Here is a 21,718-nt window from a genome sequence, read left to right as displayed (position 1 = left end):
TAAGAACTGTAAAATAACGGCGGGCGCGCCCGCTTTGATTCCAAAACAAAGGATGCAGGAGTTATGAGAGAAAAATTCCGTCAGTTTATGATCGGCCGCTACGGTACCGATGGCCTGAACCAGTTTTTGAGCATCGCGTCCATCGTGCTGCTGCTGATCTCGCTGCTCACCCGCTTCAGCCTGTTCACATGGCTGGGTCTGGTGCTGCTGGTGCTGTGCTACTACCGCTCGCTCAGCCGCAACATTTCCAAGCGCACGGAGGAGAACTACCAGTACTATGCCCTGAAGGACCGCGTAGACCGTAAGTTCCGCGGTCTGAAGGATCAGTGGGCCAACCGCAAGCTCTACCACTACTACCGCTGCCCCAAGTGCCGCCAGAAGCTGCGTGTGCCCCGTGGCCGCGGCCGCATCCAGATCTCCTGCCCGCGCTGCGGCACCCAGTTCATCAAAAAGAGCTGAGCGGCCATGTTTGGTTATGTTGTGCCCAATCAGGCCGCGCTTTCGGACGAAGCACAAAAGCGCTACCGCACCGCCTACTGCGGGCTGTGCCGCCGCATCGACGCACTGCACGGCCTGCGGGGCCGCTTTACGCTGAGCTATGACCTCACCTTCCTGAACCTGCTGCTGTGCAGCCTGTACGAGGGCGAGACCGAAGCTTCTTCCGGCCACGACCGGTGCCCCATCCACCCCTTGGGCGGTGTGAAATGGCGGGCGGCCTCCCCCACCGATTACTGTGCAGATCTGAGCGTAGCCTTGCACTACTACAACGCCGAGGATAAGTGGAAGGACGACCGCAGCCTGCTGGGCCTTGGATATGAAAAGCTGCTTACCGGCTGTAAGCAGGCTGCCGAGAGCCGCTGGCCCCGTCAGTGCAGCGCCATCCGCACCTGTCTGGACAGGCTGGCAGAATATGAAGCTGCCGGGAGCGAAGATCTGGATGCCGTGTCCGGCTGCTTTGGCGAGCTGATGGCAGAGCTGTTCGACTACCGGCAGGATCACTGGTCGCCGGAGCTGCGCAGCATCGGCTTCCATCTGGGCAAGTTCATCTACCTGCTGGATGCCTATGACGATCTGGAGCACGACCAGCGCAAGGGGGCCTACAATCCGCTGAAAGCACTCAGCCAGCAGCCCGGCTATGAGGAAGAGATGAAAGAGATCTTTGAGCTGCTGCTGGCGCAGTGTGCCCAGAGCTTTGAACGCCTGCCCTGCGTGGAGGACGCAGACCTGCTGCGCAACATCCTTTACTCCGGCGTATGGCTCAAATACAACTGCAAAACAGCCAAGCAGGCCCGCAGCCGTGGCTGAATGGCGGCTTTGTCTTGATTTTTCCACGGCAATACGGTAGACTATAAACATTGCGCGGCACTGTGACTGCGCGAAATGAGACGTGAGGAAGTATATCCATGAGAGACCCCTATGAGGTGCTGGGCGTTTCGCGCGGCGCAAGCGATGACGAGATCAAAAAAGCATACCGCGCCAAGTGCAAGCGCTGGCACCCGGACCTGAACCCCAACGATCCTACCGCCGAGGAGCACTTCAAGGAAGTGCAGGCGGCTTACGATGCCATTACCAAGGGCGAGACCGGCCCCCAGATGGGCGGAAATCCCTACGGCAGCTACCAACAACAGGGTTACGGCCAGCAGAGCTACCAGCAGCAGGGTTATCAGAACGGTTACGGCGGTTTTGACGGATTCGATGGCTTTGACCCGTTCGGTTTCGGGTTTGGCTTTGGCGGCTACCAGCAGGGTTATGGCCAGCAGGGCGCAAGCTATTCCGGCTCCGACAGCCCGGAGATGCAGGCCGCCCGCAACTTTGTGGCCAATGGCCGCTATGCGGAGGCCCGCCGCGTGCTGGACGGCATGACCGGCCGCAATGCCCGGTGGTATTATCTTTCCTCCCTCGCAAATCAGGGCTTGGGCAACCGCATCGATGCGCTGCAGGATGCCCGCCGTGCCGTGCAGCTGGACCCGGGCAACACCGAGTACCAGATGCACCTGCGCCGGATGCAGAACCCCGGCCAGACCTACCGCACCACACAGGCCACCTACACCAGCCCCGGCGGCCTGATGCAGTGGTGCTGGAGCATGATCCTGCTGAACCTGCTTTGCAACTGCTGCTGCGGCGGCTGGGGCTTCCGGTTCCGCATGTGATCCCGTTTTTCTCATAAGATACAGCAAGACCCCGCACCTTCTGGTGCGGGGTCTTGTTTTTGCTTTACGACATCACTTTACAGTGATGTTGCGGCTGATCTTGCTGCAGGAGTAATTGCCGCCGATCTCTGCCGTCTGCACATAGGTGCCCGGCTCTGTGGGCAGCTCACTGGTGGCATCACAGCCCCAGCCGGACTTCTTGTAGCTGTAGCGGATCTTATCGGTGGGCACCACCTGACCATCCACTTCCAGCACAGCCGCTTCATTGAAGCTTTGCAGCTCTTCGGCGGTCATGGGCTTTTCGGCCTGCTGTGCCCAGTACATGCGCACGCCGTTTGTCTTGGGCTTGATCTTGAACATGGCAAAGCCTGCGGTGTTCATATCGCTGCTTTCCAGCGCCAGTGCACCGGCCACATAGTTGCCGGCATCCACCGGCTGCTCATCCAGATAAATGCGGCTGAACGCGCCCTCCGGCAGATACTTGCGGATCAGGTTCAGCGCAAGGCGCAGGCCGTTGGACACCTGATCGATGGTAGGCACATAGAAGTGCAGTACATCCATCACCGAGACGGCCTCATCGGCCACCCGCAGCAGCACACTGACATCGTTGCCGTCGATCAGCTGCTTGAGGTAGCTGTACACATTGAACTCCTCTGCCTGATCCGGTGTCTTGGACATCTTCTTGGGCAGCGGGATCATCTTGAGCAGCGTGCGGATCTTATCCGACAGCACCAGCGTCACATAGCCATTCGCTTCGCCGCCAACGCCCACCACAACACCGATATACTGGGTATCGGCAGGGTTGGTCTGCACCTCCAGCTTGTAGTTGGAGCCATAAACAAGGTCGCCCGTGGCTTTGAGCCGGATGGAAACCATATCATTCTGCTGCTCCAGCGCTGCATTTTCCTGCGGCAGAGCTGCTGCGGCAAACACCGGCGTTGCTGCCGCGCTGAGCATGAACACTGCTGCCAGTGCAAGAGCTATCAATCGTTTGGCCTTCATTGCTTAAGACCTCCTTATTCTATAAAGGGATCGCACAGCCGCGCCCCACGGCACACTGCGTCGGGAACCGGCATGATACCATGCCTGTTGCACCTCGATTTTACCGCAAAACGCTGTTTTGGTCAATAACGTGATTCAAGTAATTCAATTTTTTTATATTTTATGCAAAAAAGAGGAACCTGCCCTCTTCCAGTGGTTTCTCCCTCAAGTTCATTCATCGATAAAATATTCCGGGTGGACGCTGCGGGCCTGCGCCACCGACTGCTTATACCGGCTCAGGTGGCTTTCCAGCGCTTCGCTCACGTCGTCCGTGCTGCCGTGCAGCAGTGCTTCCAGAATTGCCGTGTGCGAGGAGCAGACCGACTTGTTTTCCTCGGTCTGCAGGCTGAACTTGCGGATGCGCTCCACATGCTGCAGGCTGGCCAGCATGTGGTCGTAGTGAGCTTCCATGCCGCACAACTCAAAGGATTTGCGGTGGAATGCATTATCCAGCTCCAGCATACGGGCAGTGCGGTCCGGCTGGCTCATATCCGCTTCCAGCACACGGTATGTCTCAATGTTGCTGCGGTATTCTTCCTCCTGCCGGGGTGTCACACGGCCGCGCAGCCGATTCAGGATCTCTTTTTCCAGTGTATAGCGGGCAAACTGCTCCATCTCCATCAACTTCAGGTTGATGGGTGCCACATGGGTGCCGCTCTGCGGTTTGATGTCCACCATGCGGGCCAGATTGAGCATCAGCAAAGCCTCCCGCATGGGCGTGCGGCTGATGCCCAGCTCTTCGGCCAGCTCCCGGTCATTCAGCGGATCACCGGGCTTCAGCTCCATCGTGATGATCCGGCTGCGGATCGTCTGGTATGCCGTTTCGCGCGCACTCAGTAATGACATGTGGTCTCTCTCCCTTCAACCTCCGGTGTAAAGCAAAAATTGATATACTAGTATTGAAGTTATCAAGACCATATTACCCAACCACAGGTCGGCTGTCAAGTGTGGCTGCAACTAAAAATCGCCAACATTTTTCTCTGTTTTGTCAAGACAGGCCCCATGGCAGCACAAAAGCCCTCCGGGTGAAGGGCTTTTGCTGCGTTTACTTTTTTGCGGAACGGTACACCACCGGCACCCACACAAAGGCCACGGCCAGACCGCACACCACATCAATGATGGAGTGCTGCTTGGTGAACACGGTGGACGCACAGATCAGTGCAGCCCACACCCAGGCCAGAATTTTCAGGGCCGGGCGCTTCTTTGCCAGCTTGCTGTGGCTGAACGCCAGTGCCATGCAGGCCGAGCTTTGGCAATGGATGGACGGGCACACATTGACCGAGGCATCCGCCCTCCAGATCAGCTGCATGATGCTCATTGCAATGTTGCTGCGGCCCACCGCATCCACTGTGGGGCGGATATCCAGACCGTTGGGCAGCAGCATGTACAGGATCAGGCAGAAGGTCATGCCGGAAAACATGGTCAGGCAGAGCTTATCGTAGCTTTGGGTGTCGCACCACCACAGCAGGGCCGTCACACCAGCCAGCAGCACAAACCAGCTGCAATACGGAAAGATGAACCACTCATTGAAGGGGATCAGATCATCAAGCGGGGCGTGGATGATATATTTGGGATCTTTGATGGTCAGATCCAGCCAGAAGAACCAGATCAGATACACCACCCAGTACAGCTGGAACCACAGGTGCGGGCGGCGTCGGCTCCACAATTGTTTTGGATTCATGGTATTTCTCCTATATTTTCAATGTGATGACGTATGATTATACCACATCACGCCATCTTGCGCAAACCTTTCCGGTGCGATAAAATAAAAAGAGTGTTGTAAACTTGCGCTCTGTTTTTGAGCGTACCTATTATAAAAGGAGCCATTATGTTGCAAAGCTTTCCCCTTGTCCGCCTTGCCGCGCTGGATCTGGACGGCACCCTGCTGAACCGGAACAACGAGGTCACCCTTGCCACCCGTCAAGCCATTGCCCGCGCTGTAGAGCATGGCGTGGTGGTGGTGCCCGCCACAGGCCGCCCGCTGGCCAGCCTGCCGCCTGTTGTGGCAAAGCTGCCCGGCATCCGGTATGCCATCACCTCCAACGGTGCCGCCGTGTGGGACCTTGGCGATGACCCCATGGGTGCTGTGCACAGCCGCTATGCCAACGCTGCCCAGCGCCACACCAGCGAACCCGCCTGCCTGCTGCACCGCCTGATGCCGACAGAAGTGGCACGGGAAGCTTTTGACCTGTTCCAGCAGTACGATGGCGAGCTGAGCGTATTCAGCGACGGCCTTGCCATCAAGACTCCGGAGGGCATTGCAAAGCTCACCTCCCGCACCGCCCGCTTTCTCTCCTCCGAGGCGCGGCAGAACCTGACCGACGGCCGCTTTACCGTCATTCCCGGCATCGAGAGCTGGATGTCCCGCCATGCGCACGAGATCGAAAAACTGTGCATGTTCTTCGACAGCACCGAAAAGACCGCCGCTGCCCTGCCAAAGTTTCAGGCTATCCCGGGCGTGGCCGTGGTGCAGGGTTCGCCGGATAACATTGAAGTGACCGCTGCCGGTGTGGATAAGGGCAGTGCCCTGCTGGCTCTGGCCGACCTGCTGGGCATCCCCCACGAGAACACCCTTGCCGTGGGCGACAGCGAGAACGACCGCGCCATGCTGGAAAAGGCAGGGATCGCCGCTGTTATGGCCAACGGAATGCCCCAGATCAAGGCCATTGGCAGCATTGTGAGCGAAGCCGACTGCGACCACGACGGCGTTGCAGAGCTGTTCGGCAGGCTTGGTATTTGAGCAAACAGGGGCAAAACGGCCCTGCTTTTCAGGTCATTCGTCATTTTTGTGCAATGTATACAAGCTCTTATGCAAAACATTGTGCTTGTTGAGCATTTCCAAACTCATTTCCGTCGTTTATACTAATAATATGAGCGCACAGTGGGTGCACCATGCCCAAACGGCAGCCCACGCGCACCAAGAGAGTTCAAACTAAAAGGAGAAATGCATTTATGAATCCCATCGTAGAAAAGGTCTATCAGATCGGCATTATCCCTGTTATCGCTTTTAACAGCGTTGATGAAGCCCTGCCCCTGTGCAAGGCTCTGGCTGACGGCGGTCTGCCCGCAGCTGAGGTCACCTTCCGTACCGCATGCGCTGAGGAGTGCATCCGCAAGATCCACGAGGAGATGCCCGAGATGCTGCTGGGCGCAGGCACTGTCCTGACCACCGAGCAGGCTGACCGTGCAATGGCAGCTGGTGCTTCCTTCATCGTTGCTCCCGGCTTCGATCCCGAAGTCTGCAAGCACGTTATCGACAAGGGCGGCATCATGATGCCCGGCACCTGCTCTGCAGGCGAGATGCAGCAGGCTATGAACATGGGCTGCGAGGCCCTGAAGTTCTTCCCCGCTGAGGCAAACGGCGGTGTCGGCATGCTGAAGAACATCGGCGCTGCCCTGAAGAGCGCACGCTGGATGTGCACCGGCGGTGTCAACGCAAAGAACGTCAACGATTATCTGGGCTATGACCAGATCTTCGCTGTGGGCGGCACCTGGATGTGCAAGAGCGACGTGATCAAGGCTGGCGACTGGGCAAAGATCACCGCTCAGAGCAAGGAAGCTGTTGACACCATGCTGGGCCTGAAGCTGATGCACATTGGCATCAACACCGAGAACGAGGAAGAGGCCATGAAGTTGGCAAACCTCATCGGCAGCCTGCTGAACATGAAGGTCGCTCCCGGCAACTCCAGCATCTTTGTCGGCAACAAGGAGTTCGAGATCATGAAGAAGGTCGGCCGCGGCACCAATGGCCACATCGCCATCGGCTGCAACAACGTGGATCGTGCCATCTATCACCTGTCTCAGCGCGGTGTCAAGTTCGATCTGGACAGCAAGGTCGTGAAGAACGGCAAGACCATCGCCTGCTACTTTGCAGACGAGATCGGCGGCTTCGCATTCCACCTGGTTCAGGCCTGAGCTCCGGCTCCCCTATCCGTGAAAGCCCTGCTGCGCCGGGGATGCCCCGCAGCAGAAGGTCATAAACACCTGTAAATAAAAGGAGAATAACCAATGAAAGTCGTTACTTTTGGCGAACTGATGGTTCGTCTGCAGCCGTTCAACTACGAGCGTTTCGTTCAGGCTAACAGCCTGGAGTTCAGCTTCGGCGGCGGCGAGGCAAACGTTGCTGTTTCTCTGGCCAACTACGGTCTGGACGCAGCTTTCGTCACTAAGCTCCCCGCACACGCAATCGGTCAGGCCGCTGTCAACAGCCTGCGCCGTTACGGCGTTGACACCAGCATGATCACCCGCGGCGGCGATCGCGTTGGCATCTACTACAACGAGAAGGGTGCTTCTCAGCGTGGTTCCGTCTGCATCTACGACCGTGCCAACAGCGCCATCCAGCTGGCTCAGCCCTCCGACTTTGATTGGGATAAGATTTTCGAGGGCGTGGATTGGTTCCACTTCACCGGCATCACCCCGGCTCTGGGCGAGAATGTCGTCGAGATCTGCCGCGAGGCCTGCAAGGCTGCTAAGGCTCACGGCGTGAAGATCAGCTGCGACCTGAACTACCGCGGCAAGCTGTGGACCCGTGAGCAGGCCCGCGCTGCCATGACCGATCTGTGCCAGTATGTTGACGTGTGCATCTCCAACGAGGAGGACGCAAAGGACGTGTTCGGCATCGAGGCCGAGGCTACCGATATCTACGGCGGCAAGCTGAATGCCGAGGGCTACAAGAGCGTGGCTAAGCAGCTGGCTGACAAGTTCCACTTTGAGAAGGTCGCTATCACCCTGCGTGAGAGCCACAACGCTTCCGAGAACGGCTGGAGCGCAATGCTGTACGATGTTGCTTCCAATGAGTACTGCTTCTCCAAGAAGTACGAGCTGAAGATCATCGACCGCGTTGGCGGCGGCGACTCCTTCGGCGGCGGCCTGATCTACAGCCTGCTGACCGGCAAGACCACTCAGGAAGCTGTTGAGTTCGCTGTTGCTGCTTCTGCTCTGAAGCACTCCATCGAGGGCGACTACAACATGATGACCGTGTCCGAGGTCGAGAAGCTGGCTGGCGGCGACGGTTCCGGCCGTATCCAGCGCTAATTGCAGGAAGGAGTCCAGAATGGATATCCGCTACTCCTGCAACCAGAAGGATTTCAAGCGCTATACCACTGAGGAAATGCGGAACGAAATGCTCATCACCGGCCTGTACAAGGCCGATGAGGTCGTTGCTGTGTACAGCCATGTGGACCGCATGGTCACGCTGGGCTGCATGCCGGTGCACGAGACCGTGTCCATCGACAAGGGCATCGACGTGTGGGCAAACTTCGGCACCCACTACTTTCTGGAGCGCCGCGAGATCGGCATGTTCAACATCGGCAAGGATTCCACCGGTATCGTGGTGGCCGACGGCGTGAAGTACGAACTGGGCTACAAGGACTGCCTGTACATCACCAAGGGCACCAAGGAAGTCACCTTTGCTTCCGCCGACCCGGAGCATCCCGCCAAGTTCTACATGGTATCCGCTCCCGCACATTGCTCTTACGAGACCCGCCTGATCAAGATGGCCGATGCAAACCATCGTCCTCTGGGCAGCGTCGAGACCTGCAATAAGCGCACCATCAATCAGTTCATCCACCCGGATGTGCTGAAGACCTGCCAGCTCAGCATGGGTATGACCGAACTGGAATCCGGTTCCAACTGGAACACGATGCCCAGCCACACCCACGAGCGGCGCATGGAAATTTATACCTACTTTGAACTGCCCGAGGGGCAGGTGGTGTTCCACATGTGCGGCGAGCCTACCCAGACCCGCCACATCGTGATGCACAACGAGGATGCTGTCATCAGCCCTTCTTGGAGCATTCACAGCGGCGTAGGCACCTCGAACTATACGTTTATCTGGGCAATGGGCGGCGAGAACATGGAGTTTGACGACATGGACAACATCGCTACCACTGACCTGCGCTAAAAAGCACCATACACAAGCCCCGTACCGGGTCCACCGGTACGGGGCTTTTTGCTAAAAATTTAACTTGAAAAGGAGAAAATCATGGATCTTTCCGCTTTCAACCTGCAGGGCAAGGTGGCTCTGATCACCGGCGGTGCCCACGGCATCGGTTTTTCCATCGCCGAAGGCATGGCCAAGTGCGGTGCCGCCATCTGCTTCAACTGCTCTTCCGAAGCAAGCCTTGAAAAGGGCCTTGCAGCATACAAGGCGGCCGGCATCGACGCACACGGCTATGTGGCCGACGTGTCCGATGAGGACGCTGTGAACGCCATGGTTGCAAAGATCAAGGCCGAGGTGGGTCCTGTGGACATTCTGGTAAACAATGCCGGTCTGATGAAGCGGGTGCCCATGATCGAGATGAGCCACGCCGACTTTATGCGGGTCATCGATGTACATGTAGGCGGTGCCTTCAACTGCTCCAAGGCCGTTCTGCCGGACATGATGGAAAAGCGCGAGGGCAAGATCATCAACATCTGCTCCATGATGAGCGAGCTGGGCCGCGAGACCGTCTCCGCCTACGCTGCCGCCAAGGGTGCACTGAAGATGCTCACCAAGAACATCGCTTCCGAGTACGGCGAGTACAACATCCAGTGCAACGGCATGGGCCCCGGCTACATTGCCACCGCCCAGACCGCACCTCTGCGGGAGGTGCAGCCGGACGGCAGCCGCCACCCTTTCGACCAGTTCATCACCGCCAAGACCCCCGCAGGCCGCTGGGGTGAGCCGGACGACATGGTGGGCCCCTGCGTGTTCCTTGCAAGCCACGCTTCCGACTTTGTGAACGGCCAGATCCTGTACGCCGACGGCGGCATTCTGGCTTACATCGGCCGCCAGCCCAAGTAAAGCCATTTGGGCACTGCGTCTTCTTCAACCTTCCGACCAGACAGCTCTGTGCAGGCCAAAGTCTGCATGGGGCTGTTTTTTACAAAGCGGCAAGCGGCCTTTCCTACAAAACTTTGCTTCATGTCAACTCATGTTAAAATGTTCCAATTTCATGTCAAATTGGTAACAGTTCCTGTTTCATCGTTCAAAATGCACATAGGCGTCTTGATTTTTTGTCGAAATTCCCGTATAATCGTCTTCATCATCCATCACACCCTGTTGGTTGATCTGAATACGAAGAAATTTCAAAGGAGTATATTTCACATGAAACTCAAGAACATTGCGATCGTTGCTGCCGCTGCAGCACTGGCTGTTGGCATGACCGCCTGCGGTTCTTCTGCATCCTCCACCGCCGCTTCCTCTTCTGTGGCTTCTTCTGCTGCCGCTTCTTCCGAGGCTGCAAGCTCTGAGGCTGCTTCCAGTGAAGCAGCTGAGCCCACCACCGCTGAGTACACTGTGTACAACACCACCGGTTCTACCGTCACCGAGCTGTACCTGTACGATGCAGGCAGCGACGAGAAGGGCGACAATCGGGCCGGCGAGAACGGTCTGGCTGACGGTGAGAACATCGTCATCACCCGCGATGTGGAGGCCGACAAGCAGTCCAACGTGACCTACATTCTGGAGTTCACCACCGAGGACGGCCAGACCCAGAGCTTTGAGACCCTGCACTACGAGGTCGCTCCCATCTCCCTGCTGAGTGTGGATGCCGCTGCAGGTGCTACCCCCATCGCTTTTACTGCACCGGAAAAGTAAAAACTGTTTCATCCTTGCAAAACGGGAAAGTCTGCGGGCTTTCCCGTTTTATTTTTTGCCAAAAGAGGGCTGAGGCTGTCATTTTCCCTTGCAATCACGCCAAAAATCCGCTATCATAGACGCAAATACGTTCCCTTGCGGCATAAAGGGAGTAAAGGAGTGGATTTTCTTATGGCAGAAAAAGAAGTGAAAGGCATCAAAAAGTTTTTTGAAGAGTTCAAGGCCTTTGCCATGCGCGGCAATGTGCTGGATATGGCAGTCGGCGTTGTCATCGGCGGTGCGTTCACGGCCATCGTCAACTCACTGGTGAACGACATCATCAACCCTGCCATCGGCCTGTTCTTTAACGCCGATTTCTCGGAAGTGGGCATCCATGTGGGCGATGTGATGATCGGCATTGGTTCCTTCATCAATGCCATCATTAACTTCCTGATCGTAGCATTTGTGCTGTTCGTGGTCATCAAGACCATCAACGCCCTGCACAAGAAGCCCGCAGAGCCTGCTGCACCGGAAGCCCCCACCACCAAGGTGTGCCCCTACTGCCAGAGCGAGATCTCTATCAAGGCGGTGCGCTGCCCCCACTGCACCAGCAAGCTGGAGGGCTTCCCGGAGATCAACAATTAAATTTTGAATGGCCTCCGCTTTGCTCTGGCCATATTCAGCGGAATCATTTTCTAAATTACAAATCGGGAAAGTCTGCGGACTTTCCCGATTTGTTTTTTCACCGGCGGAGCCGCAAAGGCAAACAGCATAATCAACGCAAAACCTCCCTGCCCGGCCGCAGTCGCTGCGGTTCCAGAGCGGGGAGGTTTTATTTTATCCGGGAAAATACGGAAAATCAGTCTGGTGAAGCTTTACTTGACCTTGGTCAGGTCGGCCAGCTTGTGGAAGATCTCGGTGTTGTCGAACACGCCGCCGAACTTCTCCGCACCCACGCCGTTGGCGTAGACGTTCACCATGGCACCGGTGTGAGCGTAGGTGGTATGATCCATGCCGGACTTGTGGTTGATGGTGTGGCAGATTGCCATGCTGAAGGGGATATAGGTACCGTACAACTCATAGTCCTGCTGAGACATGTCCTTCTGGCTGGCAGAGCCGACCTTCAGGGTGCGCTCGTAGGCGGTGCGCAGGTTCTGCACCTCGTAGTCGGTCAGCAGCAGCTTGCCGGCGTTGGCGGCATCCGGGTCGCTGGGCAGGGTCAGACCGAAGCTTGCCTTCACATCCTGCATGGCAGCCTCAAAGGGGGTCTTGTTGGCGATGTAGTTCTGCACATAGGTGGAATCAAACTTTGCGTAGGACATCTTCTGGTGGGTCAGGTTCGTCAGGAAGGTGTCGTAGTTGGTGGTCTTGTAGCCGATGGCCATACCGCCGGTCTCGTGGTCGGCAGTGACGAGGATCAGGGTCTCGTTGGGGTGCTTCTGCTGGAACTCCACGGCAGCCTGCACGGCGTTGCTCATTTCCAGCACATCGTGGATGGAAGCAGCGGCATCGTTTGCATGGCAGGCCCAGTCGATCTTACCGCTCTCGGTCATGAGGAAGAAGCCCTTGGGGTTATCCAGCAGCTCGATGCCCTTCTTGACGTAGTCGGTCAGCTGCCACTCGCCTGCGGCGGCATCCATGGCGTAGTTCATGGCCTTGCCGTCGGCCAGATTTTCGGCAATGATCAGGGTCTTGCCTGCACCTGCGGTCAGGGCAGCAGCGCCTGCCTGCGTGGTGACCACATTGTATCCGGCCTGAGCAGCCACCTCGTGGTTGTTGGGGCCGGTGCCGTCGCCGTTCACCTTCTGGAACTCGCCGCCGGCAAAGTATTCAAAGCCGGAGTTTGCCAGCTCTACGCCGATCTGGTAGTAGTTCTTGCGGGTCTTCTGATGAGCGTAGAAGGCGGCGGGAGTGGCGTGGTCGATATTGACCGAGGAGATGATGCCCACCTTGTAGCCCTTCTGGGCGTGCAGCTTTTCGGCAATGGTCTCATAGGGCACATCGCGGGTCCACGGGCACATATTTATGACACCGCTCTCGGTCTTGTGGCCAGTGGCGATGGCGGTTGCGGTGGAAGCGGAGTCCGGGCAGAAAGAAGTGCTGTCGTAGGTGGTCACGCTGCCCACGGTGGGGAAGCTGGTGAAGCTCAGGTCGGCCTCGGTCACAGCACCGTTGTTGTCCACGGTGCCCTTGTAGAAGCGGGCAGACTGGATCTGGGCAGTGCCCATGCCGTCGCCGATGAACAGGAAGATGTACTTGGGTTTCTGGAACAGGCCCAGCAGGCAGTTCTCCTCGTCGGCTGCGGCATCCGCATCCGGCTGTGCTGCGTTTGCGGCAACGGGTGCAGCAGCCATCATGCCGACGGCAGAAGCAGCTGCGCCAAACTTGAGAAAGCTGCGGCGGGAGATCTTGTTTTCTTTCATGACGTGATCCTCTCTTTTCATTCAATCAAACATTGCGGGCCTGCCTCAGGCCCCGTTTTTCTTCTTGTGGGAACGCTTTTATTGTAGCGCACCGCCTTGCGGGGAAAAACCATGCCGCCGCAAAGCTTTGGTAAAACCGGTGCGGCTGCATCCGCGCCAACGTAAAAAGCCGGAAAGGGATGTAAAATCCTGCTCAAGTGCCACCACTTTTTCCACAAACGTCTCTGCAAGGGTTGAAAGATGATGGCTTTTCATTGTACAATAAGAGGGTAAGTGCTTTTTTACCTTTATATAAATTGAGAGGATTTTATATGGCAGAGATCAAAGTTCTGGCACTGGATCTGGATGGCACCCTGACCAACAGCCAGAAAGAAGTTACACCCCGCACCCGCGCCGCACTGGATGCCGCAATTGCAAAGGGTGTCACCATCGTGCTGGCATCCGGCCGTCCCACCGCGGGCGTGCTGCCGCTGGCAAAGGAACTGGGGCTGGATAAAAAAGGCGGATGCATCCTTTCTTACAACGGCGGCAAGATCATCGACTGCCGCACCGGCGAGACTTTGTACCAGAAACAGCTGGATGCCCAGTACGTACCCGAGCTGTGCGCCTTTGCCGCCGCACAGAACGTGACCATTATCACCTATAATAAAGAGGGCGTTGTCACCGAGCACCCGGACGACAAGTGGGCACTGCGCGAGTGCTTTACCTGCAAACTGCCCATGACCGGCGTGGACGATCTGGCAAAGTATGTGGATTACCCCATCTGCAAAATGCTCATCACGCTGGACCCCGCCCGCCGGGACGAGGTGTGGGCCGCCGGCAGAAAACAGTTTGACGGCCGCATCGACCTGTACCCCTCCAGCCCGTTCTTTATTGAAGCCGTGCCGCTGGGCGTTGCCAAGGACGGCAGCCTTGCCGCCCTTTTGGAGCACATGGGCCTTGGACGCGAAAACCTGATGGCCTGCGGCGACGGCCTGAACGACCGCTCCATGATCGAGTACGCCGGTGTGGGCGTGGCCATGCAGAACGCCGAAGAGCCGGTAAAGGCCGTGGCCGACTATGTGACTGCCGCCGACAACGACCACGACGGTGTGGCCGAGGCTGTGGAGAAGTTTATTTTAAAGTAACGAGAGGAACACAAAACAATGCCGCGCAATCTGGTTTTATTTGATCTGGAATGGAATATCGGCTACCAGCCGTATACCTTTAATTACCATGGCGTGCAGCAGACCTTCCGGGGCGAGATCGTGGAGATCGGTGCCGTGAAGATCGACGAGGATGCCAACGTGCTGGACACCTTTTCCATCCATCTGCGGCCCCGCATCTTCCGTAAGCTGCAGCATCACATTGCCAAGGTCACCGGCCTGACGCAGGCCGATCTGGACAAGGGTGAGCCCATCGTGCAGGGCCTGCGCCGCTTTATGCAGTGGTGCGGCCCGGATGCCGAATTTGCCGAGTGGGGCATGGATGACGTACCGGTGCTCAAGCAGAACCTGTACCTGTGCAACATCGACGAATCAAAGCCCACCATCTGGTACGACCTGCAGCAGGTGTTCCTGCGGGAGCATCCCCGCAAAGAAGGCGAGGGCATGACGCTGGAAAGCGTCGTCACCCGCTTAGGGCTGCCCATGGAGCGGCAGTTCCACGATGCCCTTTCCGACACGCTGTACACCGCCGATGTCTGCCGGATGCTCGACCTGCGGGCCGGTCTTGCGGCCTACCCCACTGAGGAGGAATCCCTGCGGGCCAGCCTGTGCCCCACCCCCGGCGACTACCGGGATTTTGAGGTCTTCCGCGGCTATGTGGAGCAGTACACCTGGCGCACCGACCCCAAAATTTACATCATGAGCTGCCCGGAGTGCGGCGCACCACTGACTCCGGACGATGTGTGGCTGAAAAAGGGCAGCAACAGCTGGTACACCCTGAGCCAGTGCCCCCACTGCGCCGGCAGCAGCAATGCCGCAGGCAAGGGTGTGTTCCAGCGCTACAAGCTGGCCCGCCGCGACGGCCTGCACTGGAGCTACGCCCGCTGCCTGCAGATCCCGGACGATGCTTCTCTTGCCCGGTGGGAAAAGCAGCGCACCGCCCAGCTGGAGCGTATGAAGGCCCGCGCAGAAAAGCAGGCTGCGGAGTAAAACAGCACCGGCAGCTTCGTAGTATCCCAAGGAGGCTATGCACAGGGCAAAAAAATGTCGCTTTGTGTTCATGCTTGTGTCATACAATATGGATATACTACGGATAGAGGAACCTGCGGATGGGAAAGCGCAGGCGGAAGGGATGGATGTGCACAATGAACTTTTGTCTGCGCCAGCTGGGAACGCTGAAGTTCTGGGAAACTCTGCTGGACAGTTTTGGCAACCTTGGCCCCATTGCCCCCATCATGCTGGCCATGGTGGAGTCGTTTTTTCCGCCGCTTCCGCTCATTGCCATTGTGGCGCTGAATGTAGCGGCTCACGGCGGCATTCTGGGTTTTCTGTACAGCTGGGCCGGTGTGGCGCTGGGCGGCAGCATCATGTTCCTGTTCTGGCGGCGGGTGGTCAAGTGCTTCTTCTGGAAGTTTGCCTCCCGCTCGCCCAAGCTGGAAAAGGCTCAGCAGTGGGTGAACCGCTTTGACACTTCGTCGCTGTTCATGCTCACGCTGCTGCCCTTCGCACCAAGCTCTTTTATGCATCTGGCCTTTGGCATCTCGGACTTTGACGAAAAGCGCTATCTCATTACCATGCTGCTGGGCAAGGGTGTGATGATTGCCATGATGGCAGTGTTTGGGCAGTCGCTGGTCAGTTCCATGAAAAACCCGTTGTATCTGGTGCTGGCCGTTCTGCTGTGGGGCGGGATGTACTGGGTGAGCAAACAGTTCTGCAAAAAACACAATCTGGAATAATAATTTAGAATGCCCTCCGCTTCGCTCTGGGCATATTTAGCGGAAAAATATTTTTATAATAGGGCAACAGCAGACAGCCTGCGGGCTGTCTGCTGTTGCATTTTCACAGGAATGGCCCAAAAGGTAAACTCCATCTGTTGCGCTTATTTCCTTCGGAAATGACCGCGCAACCGGAAAATATGCCGCTTGCAACTACGGCCCCTTCCGTGAAAAAGCAAACCAGCCAAGCCCGCAGGCTTGGCTGGTTTGCAATATGAAAAATAATATTTCATTATTTTATGCCCAGAGCAAAGCGGAGGGCATTTAAAATCGTTCCCTTCCCCTTGACATTCACTTTGACTGCTGTATAATATGTATGCTATCAAACAGTTTTATTTAAAACTGTTTGATGCCAAAACAACCATGAAGGACAAAACCATGATGTGTGACGAAACCAAAAACGAGTGCTGCAATCACGCCGATCCCCCTTGGGAAAGCCCACAGGTCATCCCGGCGCAGATCCGCCGGGTGGACAACCTGATCTTCCGCAAGATCAACCAGTTTGCCCGCGAAAATGACGTGGAGCAGGCCACCCCCATGCACGGGTGGATCATTGGGTATCTCTACCGCCACCGGGACACCCCCGTGTTCCAGCGGGACATTGAGCGGGAGTTCTCTATCACCCGCTCCACCGTGACCAACATCCTGCAATTGATGGAGCGCAAGGGGTATATCGAGCGGCGCAGTGTTCCGCAAGACGCCCGGCTCAAGCAGCTGGTGCTCACCGAAGAGGGCATCTGCTTCCACGAAAAGACGATGCTCTGCTTCCACCAGACCGACGACTATGTGGCTGGGCTGCTGACAGCGGAGGAAAATACCGAGCTGCTGCGGCTTTTAAACAAGCTGCGGGATGCACTGCAGTGATGCAACCTGCCGAAAAAGTGTTCGTTAAATTAGTAATTATGAACATTTTTTGAAACGTCTTGACAATTAAAATGTTTTGTATAAAATTGTTATTATAACAACTCTGATTATCTCCAAAAAGCCCGGAAATACAGGCATTTCACGGGATATAAGAACTGAATTTACTACCGATTTACTACTTTCGGATTGAGCTTTGACACGCTTCTACTTTCCCGTGAAGCCCACCGCCCAAATAGTGACACATCGAAAATTGAATACGACACCGCAAACGGCGGCGTTCTCTTTTCCCCTTTGGGGAGATCAGGACGCCGCTTTTTTTGCGCCCAAAACCAGAAAGGAGGCGACCGCCTATGTACTTTACTTCCGGCAGCGACCGGGCCTTTGAACAGCTCATGCAGACGAGGCCGGGCGCAGATCATTTTGACAGCGGCGAGGCCGGAGCGCCGGAGGACTGCGGCACCTGCCGTTTCTACCGCCCGCACTGGAAGTACCAGTTTTGTGTGTATGAGGAATGTCCCTACCAGCCGGGCAAGCGCACCGCCCTTGACGGCGCGGTGAAATTTCAAGTGAAAGGAGTGGACGACGAGATGGCAGTTTTTCGAGTGGAGAAAAACCGGGGCTACACGGTGATGTCCAACCACCACCTGCGGAACAAGGACTTGTCCCTGAAAGCCAAGGGGCTGCTGTCGCAAATGCTGTCCTTGCCGGAGGATTGGGATTTTACGCTGAAAGGCTTGTCCCTTATCAACCGGGAACAGATCGACGCGATCCGGGCGGCTGTCCGGGAGCTGGAACAGGCGGGCTATATCGTGCGTTCCCGTGAGCGTGACAGCCAAGGCCGCCTGCGCGGGGCGGATTACATCATTTACGAACAGCCCCAGCCTGTGCCGGATTCACCTACATTGGAAAATCCAACATTGGATAATCCAACGCAGGAAAAGCCTACGCAGGAAAAACCAACGCAATTAAATAAAGATAGATCAAGTAAAGACAAATCAATTACAGATGGATCAAATACCGATTCCATTCCTATCCTTTCCCCTCCCTCTCCTTTGGGGGAAGAAGCGGCTGCGCCGCCGGAACGGAAAGGAACGGGAGCGAAATCACAGAGCGCCGTAGAGATTTATCGGGAGATCATCAAGGACAACATCGAGTATGAACACCTTTGCCAGTACGCCAAGGGGATTGACCGGGATATGCTGGACGAGATCGTGGACTTGCTGGTGGAAACCGTATGCAGCGCCCGAAAGACCATCCGCATTGCCGGGGACGATTACCCCGCCGAGCTGGTGAAATCCAAGCTGATGAAGCTGAACAGCTCTCACATTGAGTTTGTCTTTGACTGTATCAGCAAAAACACCACGGAAATACGGAACATCAAAAAATACCTGCTGGCGGTTCTGTTCAACGCCCCAAGCACCATCAACGGCTATTACACGGCGCTGGTGGCCCACGACATGAACACAGGCAGTTGGGGAACCCCGCAAAATCGGTGATTTTGTGGGGAGAGGAGGAACAGCGAAATGAGCGAGCTTTTCACGCTTGCGTGGAAACAAGCGATATGGAGCTTGTGACGACGAGAAAGGAGGACGGCCCTATGAAACAGGGTGCTTTGATTTTTGACGAGCAGACAGACCGCTACGACATCCGCTTTGACCTTGCGGACTATTACGGCGGCCTGCACTGCGGAGAAACTTTTGATGTGATGGTGGGCGGCAGATGGAAGCCGACCCGCATTGAAATGGCCGAGAACTGGTATCTGGTGGGAATCCATGCCGACGACCTCTCCGGCCTGCGGGTGCGGATTTAAGCCATCCGCCTGCCTGCTGACTTTCCAAAGGAGGGATAGCAGTTGCAGGAAGAAGTAGACCAGAAAACCATAGCGTTAGCGGTTAAGACGGGCAAGCTCACCGCCCAAGTGCTGCAAGCGGCCATCCGAAAATATCTGGCCGCCCGGCAGAAAGGGACGGGCAAGGCCCATCACGGACAGCAGAGCTTACGGCAGCTCAAAAAGGACGGTTCCGCCCTGTCCAACATTGAGATCACCGACGCCAACATTGGCTTATTTAAGCCCTGCGCCAAGAAATACGACATTGATTTTACCCTGCGGAAAGACCGCACTACCCATCCGCCCCGGTATATCGTGATCTTCAAATCCAAGCAGGCGGACAATCTGGAACAGGCGTTTAAGGAGTTTACAGCCAAGAAGCTCAAACAGCAGGAACGCCCCTCCATCCGAAAGACCCTTGCCGTCCTGAAAGAAAAGGCAGCGGCCAGAAGCAGCCAGCAGACCAAGGAGAAAATCAAGGAAAGGGGGCTGTCACGATGAAGCCGGAAATGAAAAAAATGATAATCGCCAACCTGCCCTACCTGCTGTTTGTGTACCTGTTCGGCAAGCTGGGACAGACCTACCGGCTGGCGGCTGGGGCGGACTTGTCGGAGAAGCTGCTGCACCTTGCGGATGGCTTTTCCCTTGCCTTTGAAAGCGCCGCCCCCAGCTTCCACCTGTTCGATCTGGCGGTGGGCGTGGTCGGTGCGGTGGCATTGCGGCTGATGGTGTACTGCAAAAGCAAGAACGCCAAGAAATACCGCCGGGGCGTCGAGTACGGCAGCGCCCGTTGGGGCGGGCCGAAAGATATAGCCCCGTACATCGACCCGGTGTTTGACAACAACATCCTCCTGACCCAGACGGAACGCCTTACCATGAACAACCGTCCCAAAGACCCCAAGACCGCCCGGAACAAAAATGTGCTGGTGATCGGCGGTTCCGGCAGCGGCAAGACGAGATTTTTTGTGAAGCCCAACCTTATGCAGTGCGTGTCCAAGGACTACCCGACCTCATTCGTGATTACTGACCCGAAAGGAAGTCTGATCGGCGAGGTGGGCCAGCTCCTTGTGCGGTGCGGCTACCGGGTAAAAGTGCTGAATACCATTAACTTTTCCAAGAGTATGCGCTATAACCCGTTTCGCTACATCCATTCGGAAAAAGACATTTTGAAGCTGGTAAACACGCTGATCTGCAACACCAAGGGCGAGGGCGAAAAGAGCGCCGAGGATTTTTGGATCAAATCGGAACGCCTGCTGTATTCGGCCCTCATTGGCTATATCTGGTACGAAGCGCCGGACGATGAAATGAATTTCACTACGCTGCTTGAAATGATAAATGCCAGTGAAGCCCGCGAGGACGACCCGGAATTTCAATCCCCGGTAGACCAGATGTTTGAACGGCTGGAAGAAAAAGACCCGGAACATTTTGCGGTGCGCCAGTACCGTAAATTCCTGCTGTCGGCAGGCAAGACCCGCAGCTCCATCTTGATAAGCTGCGGAGCCAGATTAGCGCCCTTTGACATCCGGGAGGTGCGGGAGCTGATGGAGGACGACGAACTGGAACTTGACACCATCGGGGATAAAAAAACGGCCCTGTTCCTGATTATGTCGGACACGGACACGACCTTTAATTTTATTCTGGCAATGGTGCAAAGCCAGCTTATCAACCTTTTGTGTGACCGGGCCGATGACAAATACGGCGGGCGGCTGCCCGTCCATGTGCGGCTGATTCTGGACGAGTTCGCCAACATCGGCCAAATTCCAAACTTTGACAAGCTGATCGCCACCATCCGAAGCCGGGAAATCTCGGCTTCTATTATTTTACAGAGCCAGTCGCAGCTAAAGGCCATTTACAAGGACGCGGCGGAAATCATTTCCGACAACTGCGACTGTACACTGTTCCTTAGTGGCAGGGGCAAGAACGCCAAGGAGATCGCGGAGGTGCTGGGCAAGGAAACCATTGACAGCTACAACCAGAGCGAGAACCGGGGCGCGCAGACCTCCCACGGACTGAACTACCAAAAACTCGGAAAGGAGCTGATGAGCCAAGACGAAATTGCAACGATGGACGGAGGCAAGTGTATTTTGCAGGTGCGCGGCGTAAGGCCGTTTTTCAGTGAGAAATACGACATCACCCGCCACCCCCGTTATAAATACCTCTCGGACGCCGACAAAAAGAACACCTTTGATGTGGACAGCTACCTGTCGTCTCTACGCCGGAAAAGGCGGCGCGTGGTAACGGAGGACGAACCCTTTGACCTCTACGACATTGAGCTGTCGGATGAAGATTTTGCCGCAGAATAAAGCGGCCATAGAGAAAGGAGCGTGACCGATGGGACACTCGGACGAATGGACATTTGCGGATTATTTCAGGTATGAGAAAGAAATCTACCGGGCAATCATTTCCGCTGCGGTGCTGTGCCAGTGGATCGCGGAACATGATACCCCGCCCACGGACGGGGAAGCCAAAGAACTTGCAAGGGAAATAGACCGCAGACTGTGTGAAGCATGGGGCGAAATTTTTTCGCTGGCTGTGCTGGAATGGCGGGACGGCCAGTAACTCCGGGCCGTCTGCGGATTGTGAGGCTGCCGCTATGTACGGCGGCTTTTTTGCACCCAAACACCATCACAATCTGAATTTATGGAGGTAAATTTATGGAATTTTTCAATAGTGCAGTTGATACTTTGCAGACCATCGTTGTGGGCCTCGGCGGAGCGCTTTGCGTATGGGGCGGCGTCAATCTTTTGGAGGGATACGGGGCGGACAACCCGGCAAGCAAGTCACAGGGAATCAAGCAGCTTGTCGCCGGAGGTGGCGTTGCCCTGATCGGCATGACCCTTGTTCCGCTGCTGTCCGGGCTGCTGGGATAACCCCATGTGTGTTAGAAAACCCTCCGCGCCCTCTCTGATCTGGGAGGGCGCGGGAAAGGAGGTG

Annotated in this window: 24 protein-coding genes; 20 read left to right on the top strand and 4 right to left on the bottom strand. The window is 56.3% G+C overall.

The window, feature by feature from the left end; genetic code table 11:
• Positions 1–63: 63 nt before the first annotated feature.
• From ACGHP1_RS02275 to ACGHP1_RS02265, 3 genes are all read left to right on the top strand, one after another.
• Positions 64–459, top strand: a complete 396-nt coding sequence (locus ACGHP1_RS02275) for a hypothetical protein (protein ID WP_005944061.1) — start codon at positions 64–66, stop codon at positions 457–459.
• Between the two features lie 6 nt (positions 460–465).
• Positions 466–1,305: a DUF5685 family protein gene (locus ACGHP1_RS02270; RefSeq protein ID WP_390507504.1), complete on the top strand. Its 840-nt coding sequence runs from the start codon at positions 466–468 to the stop codon at positions 1,303–1,305.
• A 98-nt stretch (positions 1,306–1,403) separates the two neighbouring features.
• Entirely contained in the window at positions 1,404–2,150 is a 747-nt protein-coding gene (locus ACGHP1_RS02265) for a J domain-containing protein (protein WP_118528665.1), read from the top strand.
• Positions 2,151–2,222: 72 nt separating this feature from the next.
• Here ACGHP1_RS02265 and ACGHP1_RS02260 read toward each other — a convergent pair whose 3' ends face one another.
• The 3 genes from ACGHP1_RS02260 to ACGHP1_RS02250 form a co-directional block, all read right to left on the bottom strand.
• Positions 2,223–3,152, bottom strand: a complete 930-nt coding sequence (locus ACGHP1_RS02260) for a hypothetical protein (protein ID WP_120120856.1) — start codon at positions 3,150–3,152, stop codon at positions 2,223–2,225.
• A gap of 210 nt (positions 3,153–3,362) precedes the next feature.
• Entirely contained in the window at positions 3,363–4,037 is a 675-nt protein-coding gene (locus ACGHP1_RS02255) for a GntR family transcriptional regulator (RefSeq protein ID WP_154255517.1), read from the bottom strand.
• A gap of 199 nt (positions 4,038–4,236) precedes the next feature.
• The gene (locus ACGHP1_RS02250; protein WP_390507501.1) at positions 4,237–4,872 is read right to left on the bottom strand and encodes a phosphatase PAP2 family protein; all 636 of its coding nucleotides are present in this window, start codon (positions 4,870–4,872) and stop codon (positions 4,237–4,239) included.
• A gap of 147 nt (positions 4,873–5,019) precedes the next feature.
• Between ACGHP1_RS02250 and ACGHP1_RS02245 the strand changes: the two genes are divergently transcribed.
• From ACGHP1_RS02245 to mscL, 7 genes are all read left to right on the top strand, one after another.
• Positions 5,020–5,931 carry an HAD-IIB family hydrolase gene (locus ACGHP1_RS02245; RefSeq protein ID WP_223388218.1) on the top strand — a complete coding sequence of 304 codons (912 nt, stop codon included), beginning with the start codon at positions 5,020–5,022 and terminating at the stop codon, positions 5,929–5,931.
• Positions 5,932–6,143: 212 nt separating this feature from the next.
• Complete coding sequence (eda, locus tag ACGHP1_RS02240) at positions 6,144–7,106, top strand: bifunctional 4-hydroxy-2-oxoglutarate aldolase/2-dehydro-3-deoxy-phosphogluconate aldolase (protein ID WP_390507498.1); 963 nt, start codon at positions 6,144–6,146, stop codon at positions 7,104–7,106.
• Between the two features lie 93 nt (positions 7,107–7,199).
• On the top strand, positions 7,200–8,225 hold the full coding sequence (locus ACGHP1_RS02235) for a sugar kinase (protein WP_005944043.1): 1,026 nt from the start codon (positions 7,200–7,202) through the stop codon (positions 8,223–8,225).
• Between the two features lie 19 nt (positions 8,226–8,244).
• Positions 8,245–9,093: a 5-dehydro-4-deoxy-D-glucuronate isomerase gene (kduI, locus tag ACGHP1_RS02230; RefSeq protein ID WP_349137510.1), complete on the top strand. Its 849-nt coding sequence runs from the start codon at positions 8,245–8,247 to the stop codon at positions 9,091–9,093.
• A gap of 81 nt (positions 9,094–9,174) precedes the next feature.
• Entirely contained in the window at positions 9,175–9,975 is an 801-nt protein-coding gene (locus tag ACGHP1_RS02225) for a gluconate 5-dehydrogenase (protein WP_097774328.1), read from the top strand.
• A gap of 303 nt (positions 9,976–10,278) precedes the next feature.
• A complete protein-coding gene (locus tag ACGHP1_RS02220) occupies positions 10,279–10,770 on the top strand; it encodes a cytochrome C (RefSeq protein ID WP_390507495.1) in 492 nt (163 codons plus the stop codon).
• A 171-nt stretch (positions 10,771–10,941) separates the two neighbouring features.
• Positions 10,942–11,394, top strand: coding sequence for a large conductance mechanosensitive channel protein MscL (gene mscL, locus ACGHP1_RS02215; RefSeq protein ID WP_390507493.1), 453 nt, complete (start codon positions 10,942–10,944; stop codon positions 11,392–11,394).
• Positions 11,395–11,624: 230 nt separating this feature from the next.
• On the opposite strand, the gene ACGHP1_RS02210 is transcribed toward mscL, so the two are convergent.
• Entirely contained in the window at positions 11,625–13,172 is a 1,548-nt protein-coding gene (locus ACGHP1_RS02210; protein WP_390507491.1) for an alkaline phosphatase, read from the bottom strand.
• A gap of 311 nt (positions 13,173–13,483) precedes the next feature.
• Between ACGHP1_RS02210 and ACGHP1_RS02205 the strand changes: the two genes are divergently transcribed.
• From ACGHP1_RS02205 to ACGHP1_RS02160, 10 genes are all read left to right on the top strand, one after another.
• The gene (locus tag ACGHP1_RS02205; protein WP_390507489.1) at positions 13,484–14,299 is read left to right on the top strand and encodes a Cof-type HAD-IIB family hydrolase; all 816 of its coding nucleotides are present in this window, start codon (positions 13,484–13,486) and stop codon (positions 14,297–14,299) included.
• Between the two features lie 18 nt (positions 14,300–14,317).
• Positions 14,318–15,307, top strand: a complete 990-nt coding sequence (locus ACGHP1_RS02200; RefSeq protein ID WP_291017253.1) for a 3'-5' exonuclease — start codon at positions 14,318–14,320, stop codon at positions 15,305–15,307.
• Positions 15,308–15,462: 155 nt separating this feature from the next.
• Positions 15,463–16,053, top strand: a complete 591-nt coding sequence (locus tag ACGHP1_RS02195) for a TVP38/TMEM64 family protein (protein ID WP_390507487.1) — start codon at positions 15,463–15,465, stop codon at positions 16,051–16,053.
• A 417-nt stretch (positions 16,054–16,470) separates the two neighbouring features.
• Complete coding sequence (locus ACGHP1_RS02190; RefSeq protein ID WP_390507485.1) at positions 16,471–16,956, top strand: MarR family winged helix-turn-helix transcriptional regulator; 486 nt, start codon at positions 16,471–16,473, stop codon at positions 16,954–16,956.
• A 350-nt stretch (positions 16,957–17,306) separates the two neighbouring features.
• Positions 17,307–18,452 (top strand): DUF6017 domain-containing protein, encoded by a 1,146-nt coding sequence (locus tag ACGHP1_RS02185; RefSeq protein ID WP_008689698.1) that lies wholly within the window; start codon positions 17,307–17,309, stop codon positions 18,450–18,452.
• A 101-nt stretch (positions 18,453–18,553) separates the two neighbouring features.
• Positions 18,554–18,766 carry a DUF5348 domain-containing protein gene (locus ACGHP1_RS02180; protein WP_008689697.1) on the top strand — a complete coding sequence of 71 codons (213 nt, stop codon included), beginning with the start codon at positions 18,554–18,556 and terminating at the stop codon, positions 18,764–18,766.
• A gap of 42 nt (positions 18,767–18,808) precedes the next feature.
• Positions 18,809–19,285, top strand: coding sequence for a PcfB family protein (locus tag ACGHP1_RS02175; RefSeq protein ID WP_390507483.1), 477 nt, complete (start codon positions 18,809–18,811; stop codon positions 19,283–19,285).
• Positions 19,282–21,087 (top strand): VirD4-like conjugal transfer protein, CD1115 family, encoded by a 1,806-nt coding sequence (locus tag ACGHP1_RS02170; RefSeq protein ID WP_390507481.1) that lies wholly within the window; start codon positions 19,282–19,284, stop codon positions 21,085–21,087. Before ACGHP1_RS02175 ends, ACGHP1_RS02170 begins: the two co-directional genes overlap by 4 nt.
• A 28-nt stretch (positions 21,088–21,115) precedes the next feature.
• Entirely contained in the window at positions 21,116–21,343 is a 228-nt protein-coding gene (locus ACGHP1_RS02165) for a hypothetical protein (RefSeq protein WP_008689695.1), read from the top strand.
• A 95-nt stretch (positions 21,344–21,438) separates the two neighbouring features.
• Positions 21,439–21,654, top strand: coding sequence for a Maff2 family mobile element protein (locus ACGHP1_RS02160; RefSeq protein WP_002566673.1), 216 nt, complete (start codon positions 21,439–21,441; stop codon positions 21,652–21,654).
• Positions 21,655–21,718 lie beyond the last annotated feature (64 nt).

It is taken from the genome of Faecalibacterium sp. i21-0019-B1 (genome assembly GCF_042852915.1).
In the GTDB taxonomy this organism is placed as follows: Bacteria; Bacillota; Clostridia; order Oscillospirales; family Ruminococcaceae; genus Faecalibacterium; species Faecalibacterium taiwanense.
This window is presented reverse-complemented; position numbering and strand designations above follow the sequence as displayed.